Genomic DNA, 20,019 nt, shown 5'->3' with positions numbered 1-20,019 from the left:
AGCAAGCGAGCCACGACTATAGAACACACATTGGTCGTGGCTTGCCAATATGTTACGCTGTGTTTGAGATGTAAGACACGAGCTATGCAATGGTTCTGATTGGGAAGACCGTCGTCATCACTGGCGCTGCAAATGGCATAGGTAAAGGTCTTGCCAAGCGGTTCTCAGAAGAAGGTGCGCATGTAGTCTGCGCCGATATCGACCTTGCCGGCGCGCAGGCCGTGGCGGCGCAAATTGGCGGTGATGCACTCAGCTGTGATGTGTCCAAGGAAAGTGATATTCGAAATCTGATTGAGACTGTCGAGGATACGATCGCTCCGATTGATTTATTCTGTGCCAATGCGGGAATACTCACCCTAGGTGGATTTGAAGTGCCGGATGCTGAATGGGACCGCATCTGGCAGATCAACGTTATGTCCCATGTCTGGACCGCGCGGCACCTGATCCCAAGGATGGTTGCGCGTGGTGGTGGTTATTTGATGATCACAGCTTCAGCGGCTGGATTGCTCAATCAACCCGGCGCAGCCCCTTATGGCGTAACCAAACATGCGGCTGTGGGTTTTGCTGAATGGATCGCGATGACCTATGGCGATAAAAGTCTCAGGGTTTCGGTTCTGTGTCCACAGGCCGTTCGGTCCGAGATGATACGTGGACATGAGGATTCGGTCGCCGCGATTGACGGAATAATTGAACCTGATGAGGTCGCCCAAGCCTGTGTCGAGGCGCTGGCGGATGAACGTTTCTTGATTCTTCCGCATCCACAAGTGCTTGACTATATGCGTTTAAAAACAGAAGACTACGACCGATGGTTAGGTGGAATGATGAAGCTTAATCAAAGGTTTGCTGGCAGTTCTTAGCGCAGTTTCCGTCTTCTGAGCAGGCCTTCTTGCGCGACGGATGCAACTAATTCGCCATTCTGCGAAAAGATCGAACCCCGATTGAAGCTGCGCCCCTGCCCTGTCCACGGCGATTCCATCGAATACAGATGCCAGTTTTGAAACTGCACGGGTGCATGAAACCAGATGGCATGGTCCAGACTGGCCCCATCAATTTCACCAGTGAACCAGCTCAGCCCATGGGGCCGCATTCCGGAACTGAGCAAGCTCATATCCGAGGCATAGGCCAATAGAAGATGTTGTGTGACGGTGTCCGCGTGGTTCGCTGCGCCCATGCGAAACCAGACGTGGTTCTTGTCATCTGCCTTGGCGGGTGCAAACAGGTCCAGCGGATCAATTTCGCGCACTTCGATCGGGCGCTCGCGCAGCAATTCAGCTTTCAGCTTTTCGGGAACACGATCCAGGTATTTTTCGCGCAATTCGTCACGCGATGGATGGTGCTCGGGCGCTTGAACGTCCGGAATCGGATGCTGATGTTCCCATCCGTCATCCTGCTTGTGGAACGAAGCTGACATGTTCAAAATTTGCTTGCCATGCTGGATCGCAACCACGCGGCGGGTTGTAAAAGAACCTCCATCGCGCGCGCGATCCACTTGATATATAACCGGAATTGACGGATCTCCGGGCCTTATGAAATAGGCGTGCAAGGAATGGCATAAACGATCCTCGACCGTCCTGTACGCTGCCGCAAGCGCTTGCGCGATCACCTGCCCGCCAAAGATACGCGTTGGTGTCTCGCCACCAGAACCGGTCCCGCGAAACAAATCGACCTCAAGCGGTTCGATATTCAGCAGATCAAGCAATATGCGTTCGGCTTCGGTCATTCAGGGCTCTCCGGCGTCTTGGCCTTTTCCGGTATCACTCAAACACCGATCATTCAACGAGCGCCGCGTGAACAAGCGCCTTCAGTTCCGCTCGGGATGGATAAGAGCTGGATGGCGAGAGCTGTGTAAAAAACACTGTTGAAAGCGCGTTGACCGGATCGATCCAGAAATAGGTGGAGGCCATCCCGCCCCAGCCATAGTCGCCAACCGAGCTTGGGGCTCGGGTGCTCGCCGGGTTCAGTACCACCGCGCCTCCGATGCCAAAGCCTGTGCCTTCCATGGGTTGCTCTGCAAAGCTTTGTGGACCCATGGATGCAATATCGTCCGGTAAATGGTTGCGAAACATGAATTCTACAGTCTTCGGCCCGAGCAATCGCGCGCCATTTGCGGTTCCTTTGTTTCGCAACATCTCGGCGAACTTGCTGTAATCGTCGATGGTACTGATCAATCCGCCACCGCCAGAAAAGGTCGTTGCCGCCTCAAACGGGGACTCTCCGGCCCGATCCACCAACCGCAATGTTTCGCCACCCGATTTTGCGGCATTCAGCGCCATGGCATCGCCTTCGAGCGGGGTGTAGAGCGAGGCAAATCGGTCCCCTGCCCCTTCAGGCACTGAAAACGCGGTTTCACTCATCCCAAGTGGTCGAAAGATGTGTTCTGTCAGAAACACGTCCAGCGGTTTGCCTGATACAACTTCTATCACGCGGCCAATCACGTCGATACCGACCGAGTACTCCCAGCGACTGCCTGGCTGAAAAGCCAGCGGCAACCCTGCCAGCACTTTAACCCGATCCGCCAGCGGGCCTTGTTTCGGGGAAAAGATCAGATCGAGCTCATCCATGGCCATTGGCAAAAGGCCGGGATTGAACGGGTAGCTCAGCCCGCTGGTGTGCGTCAGCAATTGATGCAAGCTGGGCGTCGGCGCGTCCTCGGTCTGGTTCAACTGCGTTGCACCCGGGACCAAAGCTTGCATCGTTGCAAACTCTGGCAGGAAATCGGAAACTGGGGCATCTAGATGAAACAACCCTTGTTCCACCAACATCATCAAAGCAACGGACGTCACAGGCTTAGTCATCGAATAGATCCGAACCAGGCTGTCGCGCTGGAACGCGAGGTCGGTTTCAATGCAGCGGCGGCCACATGCGTGAAAGAATGCCTCTTGCCCGTTCTGGTGGATCAGAAGGGCGCTGCCTGCGTATTTCCTCTGCTCCACATATCGGTGCATCCAATTGTGGATGTCGGTCTGCGCGGTCGGATCAAATCCCATGAGGCAACTCCATCTTAATCAGGCCGATCTTGCCTTCGTGAGATCCGAGGCAACAGCGAATTCTGCTGATTTTTGCTGGATTTGTTGAAGGGCGCCGAGAATACTGCCTACGTTTTTTGCAGCGCAGATAATCCGTGTTGGGCGAAGACCGGCACATAGGCACCGAAAGCCTTAGCGCGTGCCGGGTCTGACGCGTTTCCATCCAAGGCCCGCTTGTAGACACCTTGCAGAATGCCGGCCATCCGAAAGAAGTTGAAAGCAAGGTAGAAGCCAAAATTCTCAATCCCCGTTAGGCCGCGGCGCGCGCAATACTCGGCGATGAAGTCCTGATCTGACGGTAGCCCAAGGCTTAACCGATCTACGCCAGCCAACCCCCGACCCTCCTTGCCCGGGGGCAGCTGCCATTGCATGATGACGGCTGCCAGGTCCGCATATGGGTGACCGATGGTCGATAGCTCCCAATCCAGCACTCCGATGCAGGCGGTGCCATGCGCCTCGAACATCAGATTGTCGATTCGGTAGTCCCCATGAACCAGTGTTCTTTGATTGTCATCCTCGGGGATCTGGCGCTCAAGATCGGCGATCAGCTGATCCATCTCTGCGATTTTTTCGGTCTCAGAGGCGCGATATTGTTTGGTCCAGCGAGCAATTTGCCGCTCGAAATAGTTGCCTGGAGGTCCGAAATCCGAAAGACCCACCGCATCGATATCGACCATGTGCAGTTCGGCCAGTACGCGGTTAATCTCTTTCAGCACACCCGTGCGCGTCGCATTGTTTTCGCCTTTCATGACAGGGTCGACAAATGTGCGTCCTTTCAGATGCCCCATCACGTAAAAGGCCGAGCCTATGACGCTGTCATCTTCACAAAGCAGATGTACTTGCGGGACGGGCACTTTGCTTCCAGCCAGCGCCGCTTGTACGCGAAATTCCCGATCCACTGCATGTGCGGATTTCAGCAATATGCCCGGCGGCTTGCGTCTCAGAACATAGGATTTGGCCGGCGTACGCAGCAGATAGGTTGGGTTCGATTGACCCACGGTGAATTTTGTAGCCTCAAGAGGGCCATGATACCCAACAAGATGCGTATTTAGATAAGCGTCGACGGACTTGATATCCAAAGTGTTTTCAGTGTGTGTCATATATTCAGCCTGCGTATGAACCCACGGCTAAAGGGCATCGGCAAAGATATTGCCACCGGTCTGCACATTTATCCCGCCGGAGACAGGGATGACCGCGCCAGTGACATAGCTGCCTCCGCGACCGCATAGAAACAACATGCAACCAGCGATATCCTCGGCCTGGCCAACCCGGCCCAGTGGAACACCTTTGCCGACGCGCGCGCGCTTGGTTTCGTCTTCGGTGGCAAAGGCCGTCATGCGCGATACGAATGGTCCCGGGGCCAGCGCATTCACCGTTACTCTGTAGGGTGCCAATTCTTTAGCCATGATTTTGGACAGGTGAATAACCGCCGCTTTGGACGCGGAATAGCTGTAGGCCCCGTCACCCATCGGGACCTCACCCATAACCGAACCTACATTGACGACCCGCGCAGGATCCTCGTCGGTTGCGGATTTCATCAGAAGTGGCAGCAATTTTTGGGTCAGATCAAATACGCCTGCGACATTAACCGACATGACTTTGTCCCAAGCGAAATGAGGGAACTGCCCCATCGGCGCGCCCCAAGACACACCTGCATTATTCATTAATATATCAATCGCTTGAGTGCGATTTTTGATTTCATCCACCAACGCATCTACACCCGCCTCACTGCTGATGTCGCCAGCAAACCCTTCTGCCGAACCTGGCGCGTCCAGAGCGTTCAACTCTGTTGCAACCTCCTCGCATGCCTCGCCTTTGCGAGAAGCGATCAGCACATGCGCCCCGGCACGTACCAACGCCTCGGCCGCCATTCGACCGATACCGGTGGCACCCCCCGTTACCAGTGCCGTCTTTCCACTGAGCGAAAACAAAGTCTCGGGCGTCATGTGTACTCCATTCAGGCGATCTGGGATTCTGTCGTGAGGTCTTCTTGACAATACGTCCTGACAATCCAACGATTTCAAAACAGGTGAAGCAAGAGGCAATTGAAAAACATGCAGGCATTACTCAGCGTCACACCAGGCGGCCCCGAGAGTTTGGAACTGACCACCCTGCCCGATCCAACCCCTGAGTCAGATGAAATTGTATTGCGTATCCGCGCCGCCGGGGTGAACTTCCCTGATACGCTGATGATCCGGGACCTCTATCAGATAAAACCACCCCGCCCCTTTGCGCCAGGTGGTGAAATCGCCGGAGAAGTTGTCTCGGTTGGAGAAGGCGTCACAGACTTCGCGCCTGGTGATCGGGTTCTGGCGCTGACAGGGCACGGAGGGTTCGCCACGCATCTGAAGCTTAAACCAGCGACTGCCGTCAAGATACCCGACGTGATGCCGTTTGAAGATGCGGCTAGCTTTGTCTTCACCTACGGCACTTCATACCACGCCCTCAAGGACCGTGCGCTACTTAAGCCCGGCGAAAAAGTACTTGTTCTGGGGGCCGCCGGTGGCGTTGGGTCTGCGGCGATCGAGCTAGCCAAAGCGATGGGGGCACATGTGATCGCGGCGGTCTCGTCTGAAGACAAAGCATTGTTTTGCAGAGATGTTGGCGCAGACCAGACGCTGATCTATCCTCGCGATTTGGACCGCGAAGCGCAAAAGGCCCTGTCCGCCGAGATAAAGGCACTGGCCCGGGGCGAAGGTGTGGATGTGGTCTACGACGCGGTCGGCGGAGACTACGCTGAGCCCGCCTTGCGAAGTATGGCATGGGGTGGGCGTTATCTGGTTGTTGGCTTTCCTGCCGGCATCCCCAGCATTCCGCTGAACCTGACTTTGCTCAAGGGCTGTCAGATCGTCGGGGTGTTCTGGGGCGCGTCCGTATTTCGCGACCCGAAGGGGCATGCACAAAACCTGGCCGAGTTGTTCCGCCTATATGGTTCGGGAAAGATTTCACCCCGTATCAGTGCACGATTTCCGCTAACCCAGGTGGCAGAGGCAATTGGCATGCTCGAAAGGCGCGAGGCTCTCGGTAAAGTTGTGGTCACGATGGAAGATAATTGAATAGAGGATTGGATTGAGCCGATCCAGCAACCTGCATGCGTCAATGAAGCTCTACCCATAAGAGCGAAGGTCGCTGGACGACCTTTAAATTCATGTTTATGAAAAAAGGAAGATGGGGACAGTTTGAATATGCACAATATCCTGGTTCTGAATGGTCCGAACCTGAATTTGCTTGGTACACGGCAACCCGAGGTCTACGGCGCAACGACGTTGCAGATGATCGAGGACCTGTGCGTTGCGCATGGTAAAACGCTGGGTCAAAACATAACCCATCTCCAATCCAATCACGAAGGCGCGCTGATTGATGCGATCCACGCGGCACGCGGCGTTCAGGATGGCATAGTACTGAATGCAGGCGCATTCACGCATACATCGATTGCGCTGATGGATGCGATATCTTCGGCCGAAGTACCCGTGGTTGAAGTTCATTTATCTAACATCCACGCGCGCGAGGCGTTTCGTCACAAATCGCATATCGCACCAGTCGCGATTGGACAGATCTGTGGTTTTGGCGCGCAAAGCTATGTTCTTGCACTGAACGCGATTGCCGCGCATCTGGCTGAGAGGGACACAGGATGACCCTCAAAGAGTATCTGAATTTTCTGAGCTACACGAAAACTCTGGAAGAGCTTTGGGATGCACATTGCCGCCAGATGGAAAAGTATGGCTTCGACCGGTTGTTGTATGGGTATACGCAATACCGAACGGCGACTTCGCTCGGCGATCCAGAAGATTTTGTAATCCTGACCAATCACTGCTCGGATTACTTGGAAGGGTTCCTTCAATCCGGTCTGTATTTTCATGCCCCGATGCTGAAATGGGCCCTGAACAACGAAGGCGCTGCAAGTTGGAGCATGATACAGGACATGATGTCCAGCGGGGTCATGTCGAACGAAGAGCTTCGGGTTTTTGAGTTCAATAAGTCGCGTGATATTACAGTAGGTTATACGGTCAGCTTCAACTCGGTATCGATGCGTTCCAAAGGGGCGATTTCGCTTGCGGCACGTAATCACAGCCAGGAGGAGATGGACGAGGTTTGGAACGAGCACGGCGACGACATCCTTCTGATGAATAATGTTGCCCATCTCAAAATCCTGACCTTGCCATATCATGCCCCGAACCGCGCGCTGACCAAACGCCAGCGCGAAGCTTTGCAATGGGTCGGCGACGGAAAGACCACGCAGGACATCGCGCTATTGATGGGTTTGACTTCGGCAACGGTGGAAAAACACCTGAGACTCGCGCGTGAGGCGCTTTCGGTTGAAACAACTGCTCAGGCCGTATTGAAGGCCGCGTTGCAGAATCAGATGTTTGTGATGGAAGCATGACCCTATTTTGATGCTAATTAGCATCAAATTGACCTAGGGTAAGGAATACATGACTTTCCGAATCTCCCGATAAAATTGCAAATTGATATTGTTCCGTGAGTGGTGGCTTTAGCCAGGGAACGTTTTGATCGGATCTTTGTAATACCAAAGCTCTCTGATCGCTCTGACACCGAGGCGTCTATTCGTCCACGTCTCTTTGTCGGGATTATTGAGGGGCCCTTCCATCCCCATCATGCAGGGCCCCTCAATTCACCAATCTTCGCAAGCATCGGTTCACAGGCTTTTGACATGAAAAGAACCCGGCTGCGCTATGCAACCGGGCTCGGTATTTGTTGCAGCCTCTAACCGAAGCTGCAAAAGATTTTAGCCTTGGGCTGCCTTTGCAACTTCGGCAGCGAAGTCTTCTTTTTCGACCACGATGCCCTCGCCTACTTCCATGCGGACAAAACCGGTGATGGTAGCACCTGCTTCTTTGGCAGCCGCTTCGACGGTCAGATCAGGATTCACAACGAAGTCCTGGTTCAGCAGGGTCGCTTCGGCGACGAATTTCTTCATGCGACCGACGATCATCTTTTCGATCACCTGCTCGGGCTTGCCGGATTCGCGGGCGATGTCCATCTGGACCTGCTTCTCTTTCTCGACAACTTCCGGGTCCATGTCCGCCTCGGACAGGGCCGCTGGGTTCACAGCTGCAATGTGCATTGCAACCTGCTTGCCGAAGCCTTCATCACCGCCGGACAGAGCGACCAGAACGCCGATTTTGCCCATGCCGGTTGTCGCCGCGTTGTGAACGTAGGAAACGACAGTATCGCCCGACAGTTTCGACATGCGGCGGACCGACATGTTTTCACCAATGGTGGCGATCTTGTCGGTCAGAGTATCTGCAACAGACTTGCCGCCCAGATCGGCAGCCAGCAGCGCGTCGACGTCATCAACACCTTCGGCTGCGTAGGTGATCTTGCCGACCATCTCTTGGAATTCGCTGTTTTTCGCAACGAAGTCGGTTTCCGAGTTCACTTCGACTGCAACACCGTTGCCGCCGTTGACGTGAACAGCAACCAGACCTTCAGCTGCAGTACGGCCCGATTTCTTGGCCGCCTTGGCCAGGCCTTTGGTGCGCAGCCAGTCAACGGCTTCGTCCATGTTGCCGTCGGTTTCGGTCAGCGCTTTTTTTGCGTCCATCATGCCTGCGCCGGTCGAGTCGCGCAGTTCTTTTACCATTGCTGCTGTGATTGCCATCTTTTGGCTCTCCTCAATTCAAACGGAATTGGGGCAGGTCTACCCTGCCCCATATGTCATTTACGTGACGGGCAGCTTACGCTTCGGCTTTGGCTTCCGGTGCGGCTTCTTCAGCGGGTGCTTCTTCGGCAACCACTTCTTCAACCGGCGCCTCTTCGAACGCACCCAGGTCAACGCCAGCAGCACCCATCTGAGCGGTCATGCCGTCCAGAGCGGCACGTGCGGCCAGATCGCAATACAGAGCGATTGCGCGCGCTGCGTCGTCGTTGCCGGGGATGATGTAGTCAACGCCATCGGGCGAGCAGTTGGTGTCGACAACAGCCACAACCGGGATACCCAGCTTGTTGGCTTCGGCGATAGCCAGTGCTTCTTTCTTGACGTCGATGACGAACAGTAGATCCGGAACGCCACCCATCTCGCGGATACCGCCCAGTGAAGCCTGCAGCTTGGCCTGGTCACGTTCCATGCCCAGACGCTCTTTCTTGGTCAGGCCTTCGGCACCCGACTCCATGGCTTCGTCGATCTGGTTCAGACGGTTGATCGACTGGGAAACGGTTTTCCAGTTGGTCAGCGTGCCGCCCAGCCAGCGGTGGTTCATGTAGTACTGAGCCGATTTTTCAGCGGCATCTGCGATCGGCTGAGCTGCCTGACGCTTGGTGCCTACGAACAGAACGCGGCCACCTTTTGCGACGGTGTCACGGACAGCCTGCAGAGCCTGATCCAGCATCGGAACGGTCTGAGTCAGGTCCATGATGTGGATGCCATTGCGCGAGCCGTAGATGAACGGGCCCATGCGGGGATTCCAACGCTGTGTCTGGTGACCAAAGTGAACGCCAGCTTCCAGCAGCTGACGCATGGTGAACTCGGGAAGAGCCATGCTTTACTTTCCTTTTCCGGTTTACGCCTCGGCGGGGGTGAAAGAAGCGGATGCTCCAACCGGCGGGCCAGATGAGGATGTCTCCCTCAAAAAGCCCAAACCCCGCCTGCGGGTTTGAATGGCGCGCGTATACGGCAGGTTTAGCATCAGTGCAAGGGCCAAATGCCCCTATTTTTCAAGCCGCGCCAGTGAATGCGCATCACGTACCGCGTCTTCGCAATGGGCTGCCAGAGCTTTGCGGTTTTCAAAGTCGCTAACCTTAGCTGGCGCGTGGTAGATCAATTCCACGGTGCCTTGTCGACGTGCCCCCAAAGTCTTAAGCAAATGCGGACCGAAATCCATGTCGCCCCACCAGCCATAAAACCTATCGGGCTGACCTTGGGGAGCGTGAAAGATGACCGAAACCGGTTGAACATACATGAATTCCCGCAGCTCTTCAGTGAAGAACGCGGCAAAGAGTGTTGTTTTAAAGGGTAAAATTCGCTGTCCGTCGGTCGAAGTGCCTTCTGGAAAGAACAACAGCTTGTGCCCGGCTTTCAGACGTTCCTCGAAAATCCGGGTCTGCTCGCGGGCTTTCTTGCGATCACGTTCGATAAAGACCGTACCCGTCGCGCGTGCCAGCCAGCCGATGCCGGGCCATTTTGCAACTTCGGCTTTCGATACGAAATACACGCGCTTACGGGCATTCAGCGCAAAGATATCCAGCCACGACGTATGGTTTGCAACCACAGCGCCGCGTTCCTGCATGAGCGCGCCAGAGGTGCGAAATCTGATCCCGAGAATTCGAAATGCATTGCGACAAACGAACTGAGAAATGAACGGTGTCACCGGCCGTTGAACGCCATAAAGCGGTCGTTCGATGAGACGTATGGCCAATAAGACGAACAGCCCCCCAAAAACCAAAAGGGCCAGCGGCAAACCGCGAAGTATCACCAGGACCCAACCTATGAAACCAAGCTCAATTGGATCAGGCGCGTCTTCACTCTGCCACGATGGGTCGCTCACAGGGTTATGCTCCACCATAAATACGCCGCTGACGCTCATTCATGCGGGCTGTGTCAAGGATCAGACACACATCGGTTGTGTTGAAGGCATGATCGATAAATGCCCCCTCGCCCACGAATCCACCGAGGCGAAGGTAGGCCTTGATGAGAGACGGCACTTGAACCATCGCCGCGCGCCGATCCAGCGCGTTGGGTGCCAAAAGGTCCATTGATTGAAATACCTCTGGCTGGGCCCGAACCCGCAAATCCAGCGGGGCAAGATGGTTGTGATGCAGCATCGACAGCGGCTGCGCCAATTTGCTCACGTCGGTTCCGTGGAAACTCGCGACCCCGAACAAGATCTCAATACCACGCTCAGTGACGTATGCAGCCAGACCATTCCACAGATGATACATCGCCGTGCCACCACGATAATCCGGATGCACGCACGAGCGTCCAAGCTCCAACAGCTTGCGCCCGCTTTGTTTCAGAACGGTGAGATCGTATTCATCCTCGGAGTAGAATTGCCCCAGTTCGGCAGCTCGCTCACCAGGAAGCAGTCGATAGACGCCGATCACCTCTCCAGATGAATCGTCGATGGCGAGCATATGATCGAAGTATGGATCGAACCGATCCTTCTCGAGCCCCGCCTCATGATCCACCATCTCGCCGCCACCGCCCAATTCCTGAACAAACACGTCATAGCGCAGACGTTGGGCCGCCCGCAGTTCAACCTCGGTATTGGCCAATTTGACAGTGAATGAGGGGCCTTCGTCTGGCATCAAGAAAATTCCATCGATCGCGGTTGCGCGCTGATAACGCGATTGCTCGGCCAAAGGCAACTCGCCCGCGTTTTGCCCGAGTTGTTAACCTTTCCTAAACCAGTTTCACGGATCAAAGACCGGCATCAGGGCTATGCGTGTCCCGTCGATCACCACTTTCCCCTGCTCGCGAAAGTTAACGGTGATCTTGCCTCCGATGTTGGACTGCACCTGTCCAACGCCCCAATCGGGGAAATCGGGGTGGCGGACAAACATGCCCGGTGCGAGAATGGCATTCAGATCTGTCATATCGGGCCTCCGGGTCCAAGGCAGATGCAGCAGGAGGTACGCATGGGCGCGTCAGACGTCAACCTGGCCGAATTGATCGGCTCTCGGATCTGTCATGATCTGATCAGCCCCATTGGGGCAATTACCAACGGGCTTGAGCTGTTGGAGATGGTTGGCGCAGTCCAAGGCCCTGAAATGGAGCTGATTTCAGGCAGCGTTGGCAGTGCAGGCGCCCGCATCCGGTTTTTCCGCGTTGCCTTTGGATCAGCAAGCGATCAGCCGTTGGGTCGCACCGAAGTGGTCGAGCTTCTTAAAGATGTGGAAAAGGCCGGGCGCCTGCGGATCAGTTGGAACCTGACCGAACCTGTCCCGCGCAATCAGGTTAAACTCGCGTTTCTGGCTGTGATGTGCTGTGAAAATGCGATGCCCTTCGGCGGCGAAGTGGAAATCGAAACTCAGGGCGACGCATGGACGGTGACTGGCGTTGCTGACAAGCTGAACCTCAATACGGGACTGTGGAAAGGGATTGGCTCGGGGCGATTTACCGAAAAACTAAGCCCGGCGCACGTTCAATTTGCCCTGCTGCCGGACACGGCCTCGACGATGGGGCGCAGGATCACGGCAGAAACGACCGCAACCCGGGTGACACTGCGGTTTTAGTGCCGAGTGGTCCCGTTTCCGCGCACCAGATACTTAAAACTGGTCAACTGAGCGGCACCGACAGGACCGCGCGCGTGCATCTTGCCGGTGGCGATACCAATCTCAGCACCCATGCCAAACTCACCGCCATCCGCGAATTGGGTCGAGGCGTTATGCATCAGGATTGCGCTGTCAAGCCGTTCGAAAAAGTGCTCGGCGGCCACGGAATCCTCGGTAATGATACAATCGGTGTGGCTTGAGCCAAACTGCCGGATATGCGCAATCGCGGCGTCGATATCTGCGACGGGCCGTGCAGCGATGATACTATCTAGGTACTCTTTGCCCCAGTCATCATCCGACGCAGGAATGGTGTTCTCATTGGCCAAAACGCCTTCGGCATGCACTTCAACACCCGCAGCTTGAAGAGCAGCGATTAGATCACGGCCCAGTGTTTCTGCAACGTCTTGATGGATCAGCAAGCATTCTGCCGCGCCACAGATACCGGTGCGCCGAGTTTTGGCATTCAACACAACATCCAGCGTCTTCTGGGGATCGGCGGCTTTATCAACATAAATATGAACGATGCCTTCGAGATGCGCAAAGACGGGCACGCGCGCCTCGCGTTGCACAAGACCCACCAATCCTTTGCCACCTCGAGGAACGATGACGTCGACATAATCAGTCATGGTCAAAAGCTCTTGCACCGCAGCCCGGTCGCGAGTCGGCACCAGTTGAATGGCGTCTTCGGGCAAGCTAGCAGCTGCTAGCCCCTCAACCAGACAGGCGTGGATCGCGGTTGACGAATGAAAGCTCTCAGACCCGCCTCGCAAGATCACGGCGTTCCCGGATTTCAGGCACAATGCACCCGCATCCGCCGTCACGTTGGGACGGCTTTCGTAGATCACGCCGATCACACCCAATGGCGTGCGCACACGCTGAATGTTGAGGCCCGAGGCCATGTCCCATTCGGCCAACACCTCACCCACAGGATCGGTCTGATCGGCGACGGTGCGCAGTCCGTCAACCATGCCCTGAACGCGTGCTTCATCCAGCATCAGGCGGTCCATCATCGCGGGGCTCAAACCCTTTTCTCGCCCGAACTCCAAATCCTTCTTGTTCGCTTCGATAATGTCGGCACGTTTGTGCCAAACGGCGTCTGCGGCTGTGATCAGCGCAGCGTGCTTGCGTTCTGCGGTGGCAAAAGCAAGCTCTTGCGAGGCTGCTTTGGCGCGCGCACCAAGGTCGGCCATCATTGCGGGAATGTTGTCGAAATCCTTCATCTCAAGCGCCTTTCGGTCTCAGTTTATCAAATCACGCCCTTACAGCGCCAGATCGTCCCGGTGGATCAGGGCCGCGCGGCCTGGATAGCCTAGCGTCGCCTCGATTTCAGACGATTTACGTCCTTTGATCGCATCCGCCTCTTGCGCGGTATAGCGACTTAGCCCCTGTGCCAGCCTCCGCGCCTGCGCATCCAGAACAGCGACGGGATCGCCGCGACCAAAATCACCCGTGACCTCGACAATGCCAGCGGGCAACAGGCTTTTGCCATTGGAAAGCGCCCTTGCCGCGCCGTCATCGATCACGATCTCTCCGCGCGGTTTCATCGCCGAAATCCAGCGTTTCCGGGCTGCATGCGGATCGAGCGTGGCCGTGAACCAAGTGCAGCTCGCTCCATTTTCAAGCGTTTTCAGCGGGTTCAGGGGTGATCCTTCAGTTATCGCCATATCGCAGCCAGCTGCGGTTGCCATCTTGGCAGCCAACAGCTTGGTCTTCATGCCGCCCTTTGACAGCCCCGATCCCGCGTCACCTGCCATGGCCTCGATCTCGGGCGTGATCTGTTTGATCACGTCATATCGGGTGGCTGTCGTGTCCTCGTTGGGATTGCCCGAATAGAACCCGTCGACATCTGAAAGCAGGATCAACTGATCCGCGCCGATGGTCACGGCGATTTGCGCTGCCAGCCGGTCATTGTCGCCATACCGGATCTCATCCGTGGCGACTGTATCGTTTTCGTTGACAATCGGAACAACACCCAGGCTCAGCAGCGTTTCCAGCGTTGCACGGGAATTCAGATAACGCCGCCGATCCGCGCTGTCTTCCAACGTGACCAGCACCTGAGCGGTTTTGATCTCATGCGGCGTCAACGCTTCTTCATACGCACGGGCAAGCCGGATTTGTCCAACCGCCGCAGCGGCCTGTGACTGTTCCAGCGGCAGATTCTGCATCGGCAGGCCAAGTACACCTCGACCCAACGCGATTGACCCGGACGAGACCAGAACAACATCTGTCCCCTGCCCTTTCAGCCAAGCCACGTCCTGCGCCAGCGATTTCAGCCAATCCGACCTGAGCAATCCCGTATCCCGGTCGACCAACAAGGCCGATCCGATCTTGACCACCAGGCGGCGGGCATGGGTCAGGGTTGCCAAGGCGTGGCCTCCTCGGCGGGTTTCTGGCGCAGGCGGTTTTCATCGATCTGAGCCCGCAAGGACCGCAGCACCTCGGTCACGCCCAAATGCGCAACGCCTGACATGGTCATGACCGGGCCGCGAACGGCTTCTTCCAGTTCGGCCTTGATCAGTTCGCGTTCCTCATCGTCCAGAGCGTCGATCTTGTTCAAAACGGTGATACGTGGCTTATCCGCCAGCTCTCCGCCATAAGCCTCAAGCTCGGTGATGATTGTGCGATAGTCTTCGACCACAGTTTCCGAGGTGCCGTCGATCAGATGCAAAAGCACAGCGCAGCGTTCCACGTGGCCCAGAAACCGGTCACCGATTCCACGCCCTTCATGCGCGCCTTCGATCAGTCCGGGGATGTCGGCAACGACGAACTCTACATTATCGACACCGACAACGCCCAGATTGGGGTGCAGCGTAGTAAAGGGATAGTCGGCGATTTTGGGCCGTGCATTGGATGTGGCAGCCAAGAAAGTTGATTTCCCGGCGTTGGGCATGCCCAAAAGACCCACATCCGCAATTAGCTTCAGCCGCAGCCAGATGGTGCGGTCGATCCCCGCCTGCCCCGGATTGGCGCGGCGCGGGGCCTGATTGGTCGCGGATTTGAAATGCAGGTTGCCAAAGCCGCCGTTGCCGCCTTTTGCCAGCAAAAACCTCTGACCAACCTCGGTCAGGTCACAAATCACGGTCTCTTCGTCTTCGTCCAGAATCTCGGTTCCGACGGGAACGCGCAGGATGATGTCGTCACCATCCTTACCCGTACGCTGCTGACCGCGACCGGGTTGGCCGTTCTTGGCGAAAAAATGCTGTTGATAGCGAAAGTCGATCAGGGTGTTCAGCCCGTCCACAACCTCGGCCCAAACAGACCCACCCTTACCGCCGTCCCCACCATCGGGTCCGCCGTATTCGATGTACTTTTCACGTCTAAAGCTGACGCAGCCGCCACCTCCGGCCCCGGACCGGATGTAGACCTTTGCAAGATCGAGAAATTTCATAGCTGTCCCCTACTGCAAAGGCCCCATCGGCCACAAGTCAGAGTTTCTTTGTATAGGTCCAGGTGGGCACATTCGCATCGCGCGCCACCGAATAGGTTTCCGCATCGCCAAGATACTGGAACCCGCAATGGGTCAGAACCCGGGCCGAGGCCGGGTTGTCCTGGAACACGCTGGCGAACATGGTCGCGTTTTCCAGCGGATTGGCGTTGACCAGCGTTTCAACGGCCAGCGATGCAATGCCGGTGTTCCAATACACCGGGGCGACCCAATAGCCGACCTCGGACTGGTTGCGATCCAGCCGGGTCAATGAAATCAGTCCGATCAGCTCCGGGCCACCATCCTTTGTGGCATCCATTGCCCAGACATCCTCGTCCCGGTCTTCGGCCATCGCGCGCATCACAAACGCCTCAATCGAGCCGGGCGGCAATGGATGCGGGATCGATGTCGTCATGCGCGCCACACGCTCATCGCCTGCATAGTGCTCAATGAGACCCAAATCCGACCGACGCAGAGGGCGAAGGTCGAACCGCTCGGTTTCAATGACCGGCTGATTTATTATTGCCTCAATTTTCATGAGTGCGTTCCTCCTCCGAACAACACAAAAAGTACGGACGCAACTGTCAAACTGGCTAACGTCCACATCAGATATTTTTCCGCAGGCCGACCTTCAACCGCATGGGCGATCCGATCTCCTGCAAATGTCCAGATCGGGTGCAATACGATCTGGCAGATTAACAAACAGAGAGCGATCGTAAGGGTTGCCTCAAAACTGGGTGTTCCTGTTGCCACAAACCCGGTGAAGCCTGCGATAATCATTGCCCAAGCCTTAGGGTTAAGAGGATGCACTATTAACCCCGCCAGAAAACCGGGCACTTGCTTATCCGATTGACCTCGGGAAAGCCGCAGATTGGCAATTTTCCACGCGAGCCAGCAAATATATGCAGCAGAAGCATATTTGAGTGTCTCGAACACCAACGGCGCCTGATCGGCCACTTGCATCAGGCCAAAACCAACCGGCCAGATGATCAGCTGTTTACCCAGAATGACCCCGCCCACAAAGGGCAGTGCCGACCGAAAGCCAAAACGCGCACCTGTTCCCAGCAGGACCATATTGGCCGGTCCCGGCGTGCCAACCTGCGAAGCGGCAAAAATCAGGAAACTGGTGGTTGCGACTGTCATCGGTTCTGGTGATCACGACTGCGTTAAAACGAAAAAGGGACCGGCACTTTGTGCCGGTCCCCCATGAATTTTTCTTAAACCTTCTGGGTTTCGGCTTACTCTGCGGCCTCCGCCACTGGCAGGACCGAAATAAAGGTGCGGTTTTTAAGTCCCTTATGGAACTTCACGGCGCCATCGACAGTTGCAAAGATGGTATGGTCTTTGCCCATGCCTACGCCTTCGCCCGGCCAGAACTTGGTGCCGCGCTGACGCACGATGATGTTGCCTGCGATGGCGGCCTGGCCACCATACAGTTTCACGCCAAGGCGACGACCAGCTGAGTCGCGACCGTTACGGGAGGAACCGCCAGCTTTCTTATGTGCCATTCTCTCTCTCCTTAGCCCTGAGCCAGCTCTTTGGCTTGCTCAACCCATTCGGGTTTCACTTTGATAGTGTCGATAGCAGCAATCTGCTCGTCCGACAAGGCGGCCAGAGCGGCAAAGCTTTCGATACCGGCTTCAACCAGCTTTTTGGCAGCGGCAGGGCCGACACCGTTAAGGGCTGTCAGATCGTCAGCGGCAGCAGCTGCGGCGGGTGCCTCTGCTTTGGCTTCAGCTTTCTTGGCAGGCTTTTTCGCTACCGGAGCAGCTTCGCCAGCCGGTGCCGAACCGGTTGCAGCTTTGATGCCCGACTTGTCAGCGCCCGACGACAGGATGTCGGTGATTTTGACCAGAGTCAGTTTCTGACGGTGACCAACAGTACGCTTCGAGCTGTGCTTACGACGGCGCTTGACGAACTTGATGACCTTGTCACCTTTGATCTGTTCGATCACTTCGGCCTGTACACCTGCGCCTTCAACGAAAGGTGCACCAACAACCGGTGCGTCGCCGCCCAGCATCAGAACATCGTTGAATTGAACTTTTTCACCTGCGTCGGCAGCCAGCTTTTCAACACGGAGCACATCGCCCGCATGAACCTTGTACTGCTTGCCGCCAGTCTTGAGGACCGCAAACATGCGTCTTTCCTTTGTCTAACCGCGTTCTGTGGTCCCCGATTGGGTGTTACTGGCTTTCGCCACCTCGAACAGCGCGCCCTTTTCGGGCTGTGTGAATGACCTTTGGCACATGCCATCAGGTCAAAGAATAACGATACCCGGCGCGGAAAGCCGGCCGGGATGCGCGCTTATCGAAGCATTCATGAAGAAAGTCAACCAAAAATCCGCAGCTTTGAGATCCGAAAATCTGCGGCTCAGAGATCCGACGCTTTCATGGCTTGCGCAACGGATTGCCCAAGCTGGTAAGAGATGCCGTTTAGCATCTCATCAAAACCCATGAACAAGGCGGAATTCAAGGCCCGACCCGCATCGGTGCGGGAAAAGGCGATGTTCTCTCGCATCTGAGACTCGTTCAACGGCTGATAGGCCAATAAAAGGAACGAGTACATCCATTCAGTTGTCTCTGCCCTGGTGTTCTCATGCTGAGATAGCAGTTCCTGCAACACGGATGCATCGTCGAACAGGGCACTTTGCCCGGAGGCAAGTCCTTGGTAAAAACTATAATCGGCGCTGATGGTGCCTTGCACATTTTTCTCGATCAGGTCGTTGACCTGCACATATTCATCTACAAGACGAAAAAACATGCCCTCGCGATCAGCCTGTTCGTAAGCGCTGCGTGCCATCTCTTCGATCGCGTCATCTGCAATGGCCCGGCGCGCCGAGTTTTCCAGAGAAACGATGCTTTGCCCCAGTTCGCTTTCAAAAAAGATCGAAGCTTGTTCTAGCTGCACATCGGACATCATCTCGCCAACCGACAGCGAAAGTTGTTGGTGCATCGTGCTCGGATCGTACAAATCCTCAACTTGCGCCAAAAAATAGGCTCCTCCTGAGCTGCCCAGCATCGACTCGTTGATTGCATGCCCTTGCGCCACACCTTCTTCACTAAGAATTTTCATAAAATCCAAAATATGCATCGCATGCATCAGTCTTTCAGCACGCTCGCTTGCGGCCATAGGCAGCGCCCAGATCGTCAAACAGAGTGCCGTAGCTAAAACTCGCATCAGATATCCTGCGCCGGGCGCAATTCGGCCATGCGGGCGGCCAATACTTCGAACCGCATCGCCATGATTTCATATTGGATCGCATTCAACAGCTCATAGACCTCCTGCATCAGAGGCTGTTCCAGAGCGTCAACATAGGCGTCGACATCCTCATCCGAGAAATCCTGGTAGGTGTAAGCCGCCCCTGCCAAAGCTGACAGTTGGAGAGATCGACGCAACTCACCTTCATTGCGTTGGATCATCGTACGCAGTTCATCTCCGCTCAGTTGCATGTCGATAATGCCAGACGCACTTGCGGCCAGTAAAAACCGCACCTGAATCTCTTGCAGCGCGCGCAGCGAGGTTCCGCTGGCGTCCACCGCACGGTTCATGCGCTTCAGGCTTTCAACACGAGATGAGCCTTCTTTTATCAACTTCGAGACGATTTCTTGCCCGGCCAGTTGTTTGGCATCATCATCGTCATCCATATGAGCGGCGTTTTCAGCAACGACCAGTCTTTGCCCCAACTCCGAGGCGTAAAACGAGACCGCGTGGACCAGCGCCTCTTCGCTAAGCGTCTGTTCAAGGATCGAGACGGCCGTTTCGTGCATCAAAGCGGTATCAAACACCTCTTCGGTCAGACGCGCCCAATCCGATCCGAAGCCGTCAGGGTCGATACCCAGCATCTGCGGGGCCGAAGCAGAGGCCTGCGCTATGCTTTCCAAGGCAACATCAAACCCTGTCGTGGTCAGAAACGCCTCAATCTGATCCTGACTGGCGGCCTGAGATGGCGAGGCCATGACACCAAGTGAGAAAATTGGAAGGATGAGGCTGATTGCGAACTGGCGTATAAAGTAAGTCATACATATCAGCCTAGGTGTTTTCTTACCTCTGGCAATGGAAAATCCCACTATCGTCAAAATCCGGAACTTTCTGCTTGCACCCCTGCCCGTTCACCACTAAATCCCCCCCTCACAGACCCCCGCGGAGAGGTGCCGGAGTGGTCGAACGGGGCGGTCTCGAAAACCGTTGTGGGTGCAAGCCCACCCAGGGTTCGAATCCCTGTCTCTCCGCCACTATTTTGCTACCAGCAACATTCCTGAATACAGTCTCGATGCCCTACTCACGACCGAGTGCACTTGTCGTTGAGCATCGGATGGGTCCGTTTTCAAACAGATTGAA

The 20,019-nt window shown here is 55.7% G+C and carries 23 protein-coding genes and 1 tRNA gene; 6 read left to right on the top strand and 18 right to left on the bottom strand.

Annotated features, from left to right (window positions below):
- The first annotated feature begins 89 nt into the window (after positions 1 to 89).
- A complete protein-coding gene (locus ACR0KC_RS02560; protein ID WP_480771443.1) occupies positions 90 to 857 on the top strand; it encodes an SDR family oxidoreductase in 768 nt (255 codons plus the stop codon).
- Here ACR0KC_RS02560 and ACR0KC_RS02555 read toward each other — a convergent pair.
- From ACR0KC_RS02555 to ACR0KC_RS02540, 4 genes are all read right to left on the bottom strand, one after another.
- Positions 854 to 1,720 carry an acyl-CoA thioesterase gene (locus tag ACR0KC_RS02555; RefSeq protein WP_480704837.1) on the bottom strand — a complete coding sequence of 289 codons (867 nt, stop codon included), beginning with the start codon at positions 1,718 to 1,720 and terminating at the stop codon, positions 854 to 856. The two genes, ACR0KC_RS02560 and ACR0KC_RS02555, sit on opposite strands and share 4 nt — an antisense overlap.
- A 49-nt stretch (positions 1,721 to 1,769) precedes the next feature.
- Positions 1,770 to 2,987, bottom strand: a complete 1,218-nt coding sequence (locus ACR0KC_RS02550; RefSeq protein WP_480704835.1) for a serine hydrolase domain-containing protein — start codon at positions 2,985 to 2,987, stop codon at positions 1,770 to 1,772.
- Between the two features lie 107 nt (positions 2,988 to 3,094).
- Complete coding sequence (locus ACR0KC_RS02545; RefSeq protein ID WP_480704833.1) at positions 3,095 to 4,126, bottom strand: phosphotransferase family protein; 1,032 nt, start codon at positions 4,124 to 4,126, stop codon at positions 3,095 to 3,097.
- A 27-nt stretch (positions 4,127 to 4,153) separates the two neighbouring features.
- Positions 4,154 to 4,972, bottom strand: a complete 819-nt coding sequence (locus ACR0KC_RS02540) for an SDR family NAD(P)-dependent oxidoreductase (protein ID WP_480704831.1) — start codon at positions 4,970 to 4,972, stop codon at positions 4,154 to 4,156.
- Positions 4,973 to 5,080: 108 nt separating this feature from the next.
- On the opposite strand from ACR0KC_RS02540, the gene ACR0KC_RS02535 reads away from it, so the two are divergent.
- The 3 genes from ACR0KC_RS02535 (at position 5,081) to ACR0KC_RS02525 (ending at position 7,410) form a co-directional block, all read left to right on the top strand.
- Positions 5,081 to 6,082, top strand: coding sequence for an NADPH:quinone oxidoreductase family protein (locus ACR0KC_RS02535; RefSeq protein WP_480771442.1), 1,002 nt, complete (start codon positions 5,081 to 5,083; stop codon positions 6,080 to 6,082).
- Positions 6,083 to 6,211: 129 nt separating this feature from the next.
- The gene (aroQ, locus tag ACR0KC_RS02530) at positions 6,212 to 6,661 is read left to right on the top strand and encodes a type II 3-dehydroquinate dehydratase (protein WP_170562752.1); all 450 of its coding nucleotides are present in this window, start codon (positions 6,212 to 6,214) and stop codon (positions 6,659 to 6,661) included.
- On the top strand, positions 6,658 to 7,410 hold the full coding sequence (locus ACR0KC_RS02525; protein WP_170393076.1) for an autoinducer binding domain-containing protein: 753 nt from the start codon (positions 6,658 to 6,660) through the stop codon (positions 7,408 to 7,410). The genes aroQ and ACR0KC_RS02525 overlap by 4 nt, the downstream gene beginning before the upstream one ends.
- A 363-nt stretch (positions 7,411 to 7,773) precedes the next feature.
- On the opposite strand, the gene tsf is transcribed toward ACR0KC_RS02525, so the two are convergent.
- From tsf to ACR0KC_RS02500, 5 genes are all read right to left on the bottom strand, one after another.
- Positions 7,774 to 8,649, bottom strand: coding sequence for a translation elongation factor Ts (gene tsf / locus ACR0KC_RS02520; RefSeq protein ID WP_480771441.1), 876 nt, complete (start codon positions 8,647 to 8,649; stop codon positions 7,774 to 7,776).
- A 76-nt stretch (positions 8,650 to 8,725) separates the two neighbouring features.
- On the bottom strand, positions 8,726 to 9,526 hold the full coding sequence (gene rpsB, locus ACR0KC_RS02515) for a 30S ribosomal protein S2 (protein ID WP_170393078.1): 801 nt from the start codon (positions 9,524 to 9,526) through the stop codon (positions 8,726 to 8,728).
- A gap of 168 nt (positions 9,527 to 9,694) precedes the next feature.
- A complete protein-coding gene (olsA, locus tag ACR0KC_RS02510) occupies positions 9,695 to 10,549 on the bottom strand; it encodes a lyso-ornithine lipid O-acyltransferase (protein WP_480705724.1) in 855 nt (284 codons plus the stop codon).
- On the bottom strand, positions 10,536 to 11,291 hold the full coding sequence (olsB, locus tag ACR0KC_RS02505; RefSeq protein ID WP_480569703.1) for an L-ornithine N(alpha)-acyltransferase: 756 nt from the start codon (positions 11,289 to 11,291) through the stop codon (positions 10,536 to 10,538). The genes olsA and olsB overlap by 14 nt, the downstream gene beginning before the upstream one ends.
- 105 nt (positions 11,292 to 11,396) lie before the next feature.
- Complete coding sequence (locus ACR0KC_RS02500; RefSeq protein ID WP_170393080.1) at positions 11,397 to 11,579, bottom strand: DUF3553 domain-containing protein; 183 nt, start codon at positions 11,577 to 11,579, stop codon at positions 11,397 to 11,399.
- A gap of 42 nt (positions 11,580 to 11,621) precedes the next feature.
- On the opposite strand from ACR0KC_RS02500, the gene ACR0KC_RS02495 reads away from it, so the two are divergent.
- Entirely contained in the window at positions 11,622 to 12,218 is a 597-nt protein-coding gene (locus tag ACR0KC_RS02495) for a histidine phosphotransferase family protein (protein WP_480704826.1), read from the top strand.
- On the opposite strand, the gene ACR0KC_RS02490 is transcribed toward ACR0KC_RS02495, so the two are convergent.
- The 9 genes from ACR0KC_RS02490 to ACR0KC_RS02450 form a co-directional block, all read right to left on the bottom strand.
- Positions 12,215 to 13,477, bottom strand: a complete 1,263-nt coding sequence (locus ACR0KC_RS02490; RefSeq protein ID WP_480771440.1) for a glutamate-5-semialdehyde dehydrogenase — start codon at positions 13,475 to 13,477, stop codon at positions 12,215 to 12,217. The genes ACR0KC_RS02495 and ACR0KC_RS02490 overlap by 4 nt on opposite strands.
- Before the next feature lie 39 nt (positions 13,478 to 13,516).
- Positions 13,517 to 14,623: a glutamate 5-kinase gene (gene proB, locus ACR0KC_RS02485; RefSeq protein ID WP_170393083.1), complete on the bottom strand. Its 1,107-nt coding sequence runs from the start codon at positions 14,621 to 14,623 to the stop codon at positions 13,517 to 13,519.
- Positions 14,611 to 15,645 (bottom strand): GTPase ObgE, encoded by a 1,035-nt coding sequence (obgE, locus tag ACR0KC_RS02480; protein ID WP_480569695.1) that lies wholly within the window; start codon positions 15,643 to 15,645, stop codon positions 14,611 to 14,613. Before obgE ends, proB begins: the two co-directional genes overlap by 13 nt.
- Before the next feature lie 37 nt (positions 15,646 to 15,682).
- On the bottom strand, positions 15,683 to 16,219 hold the full coding sequence (locus ACR0KC_RS02475) for a GNAT family N-acetyltransferase (protein WP_170393085.1): 537 nt from the start codon (positions 16,217 to 16,219) through the stop codon (positions 15,683 to 15,685).
- On the bottom strand, positions 16,216 to 16,824 hold the full coding sequence (locus ACR0KC_RS02470) for a LysE family translocator (protein ID WP_170509934.1): 609 nt from the start codon (positions 16,822 to 16,824) through the stop codon (positions 16,216 to 16,218). Before ACR0KC_RS02470 ends, ACR0KC_RS02475 begins: the two co-directional genes overlap by 4 nt.
- 95 nt (positions 16,825 to 16,919) lie before the next feature.
- Positions 16,920 to 17,189: a 50S ribosomal protein L27 gene (gene rpmA, locus ACR0KC_RS02465; protein WP_010440093.1), complete on the bottom strand. Its 270-nt coding sequence runs from the start codon at positions 17,187 to 17,189 to the stop codon at positions 16,920 to 16,922.
- 11 nt (positions 17,190 to 17,200) lie between these two features.
- A complete protein-coding gene (locus tag ACR0KC_RS02460) occupies positions 17,201 to 17,818 on the bottom strand; it encodes a 50S ribosomal protein L21 (protein ID WP_170405742.1) in 618 nt (205 codons plus the stop codon).
- 233 nt (positions 17,819 to 18,051) lie between these two features.
- On the bottom strand, positions 18,052 to 18,858 hold the full coding sequence (locus ACR0KC_RS02455) for a DUF2059 domain-containing protein (RefSeq protein WP_480704821.1): 807 nt from the start codon (positions 18,856 to 18,858) through the stop codon (positions 18,052 to 18,054).
- Positions 18,858 to 19,700: a DUF2059 domain-containing protein gene (locus ACR0KC_RS02450; RefSeq protein WP_170732208.1), complete on the bottom strand. Its 843-nt coding sequence runs from the start codon at positions 19,698 to 19,700 to the stop codon at positions 18,858 to 18,860. The genes ACR0KC_RS02455 and ACR0KC_RS02450 overlap by 1 nt, the downstream gene beginning before the upstream one ends.
- Before the next feature lie 123 nt (positions 19,701 to 19,823).
- On the opposite strand from ACR0KC_RS02450, the gene ACR0KC_RS02445 reads away from it, so the two are divergent.
- Positions 19,824 to 19,913: transfer RNA gene (locus ACR0KC_RS02445), tRNA-Ser, on the top strand.
- Positions 19,914 to 20,019 lie beyond the last annotated feature (106 nt).

This window comes from Ruegeria sp. CF3 (assembly GCF_056537365.1).
Note: the sequence above shows the minus strand (reverse complement) of the source record. Positions and strands in the feature narration are given on the sequence as shown.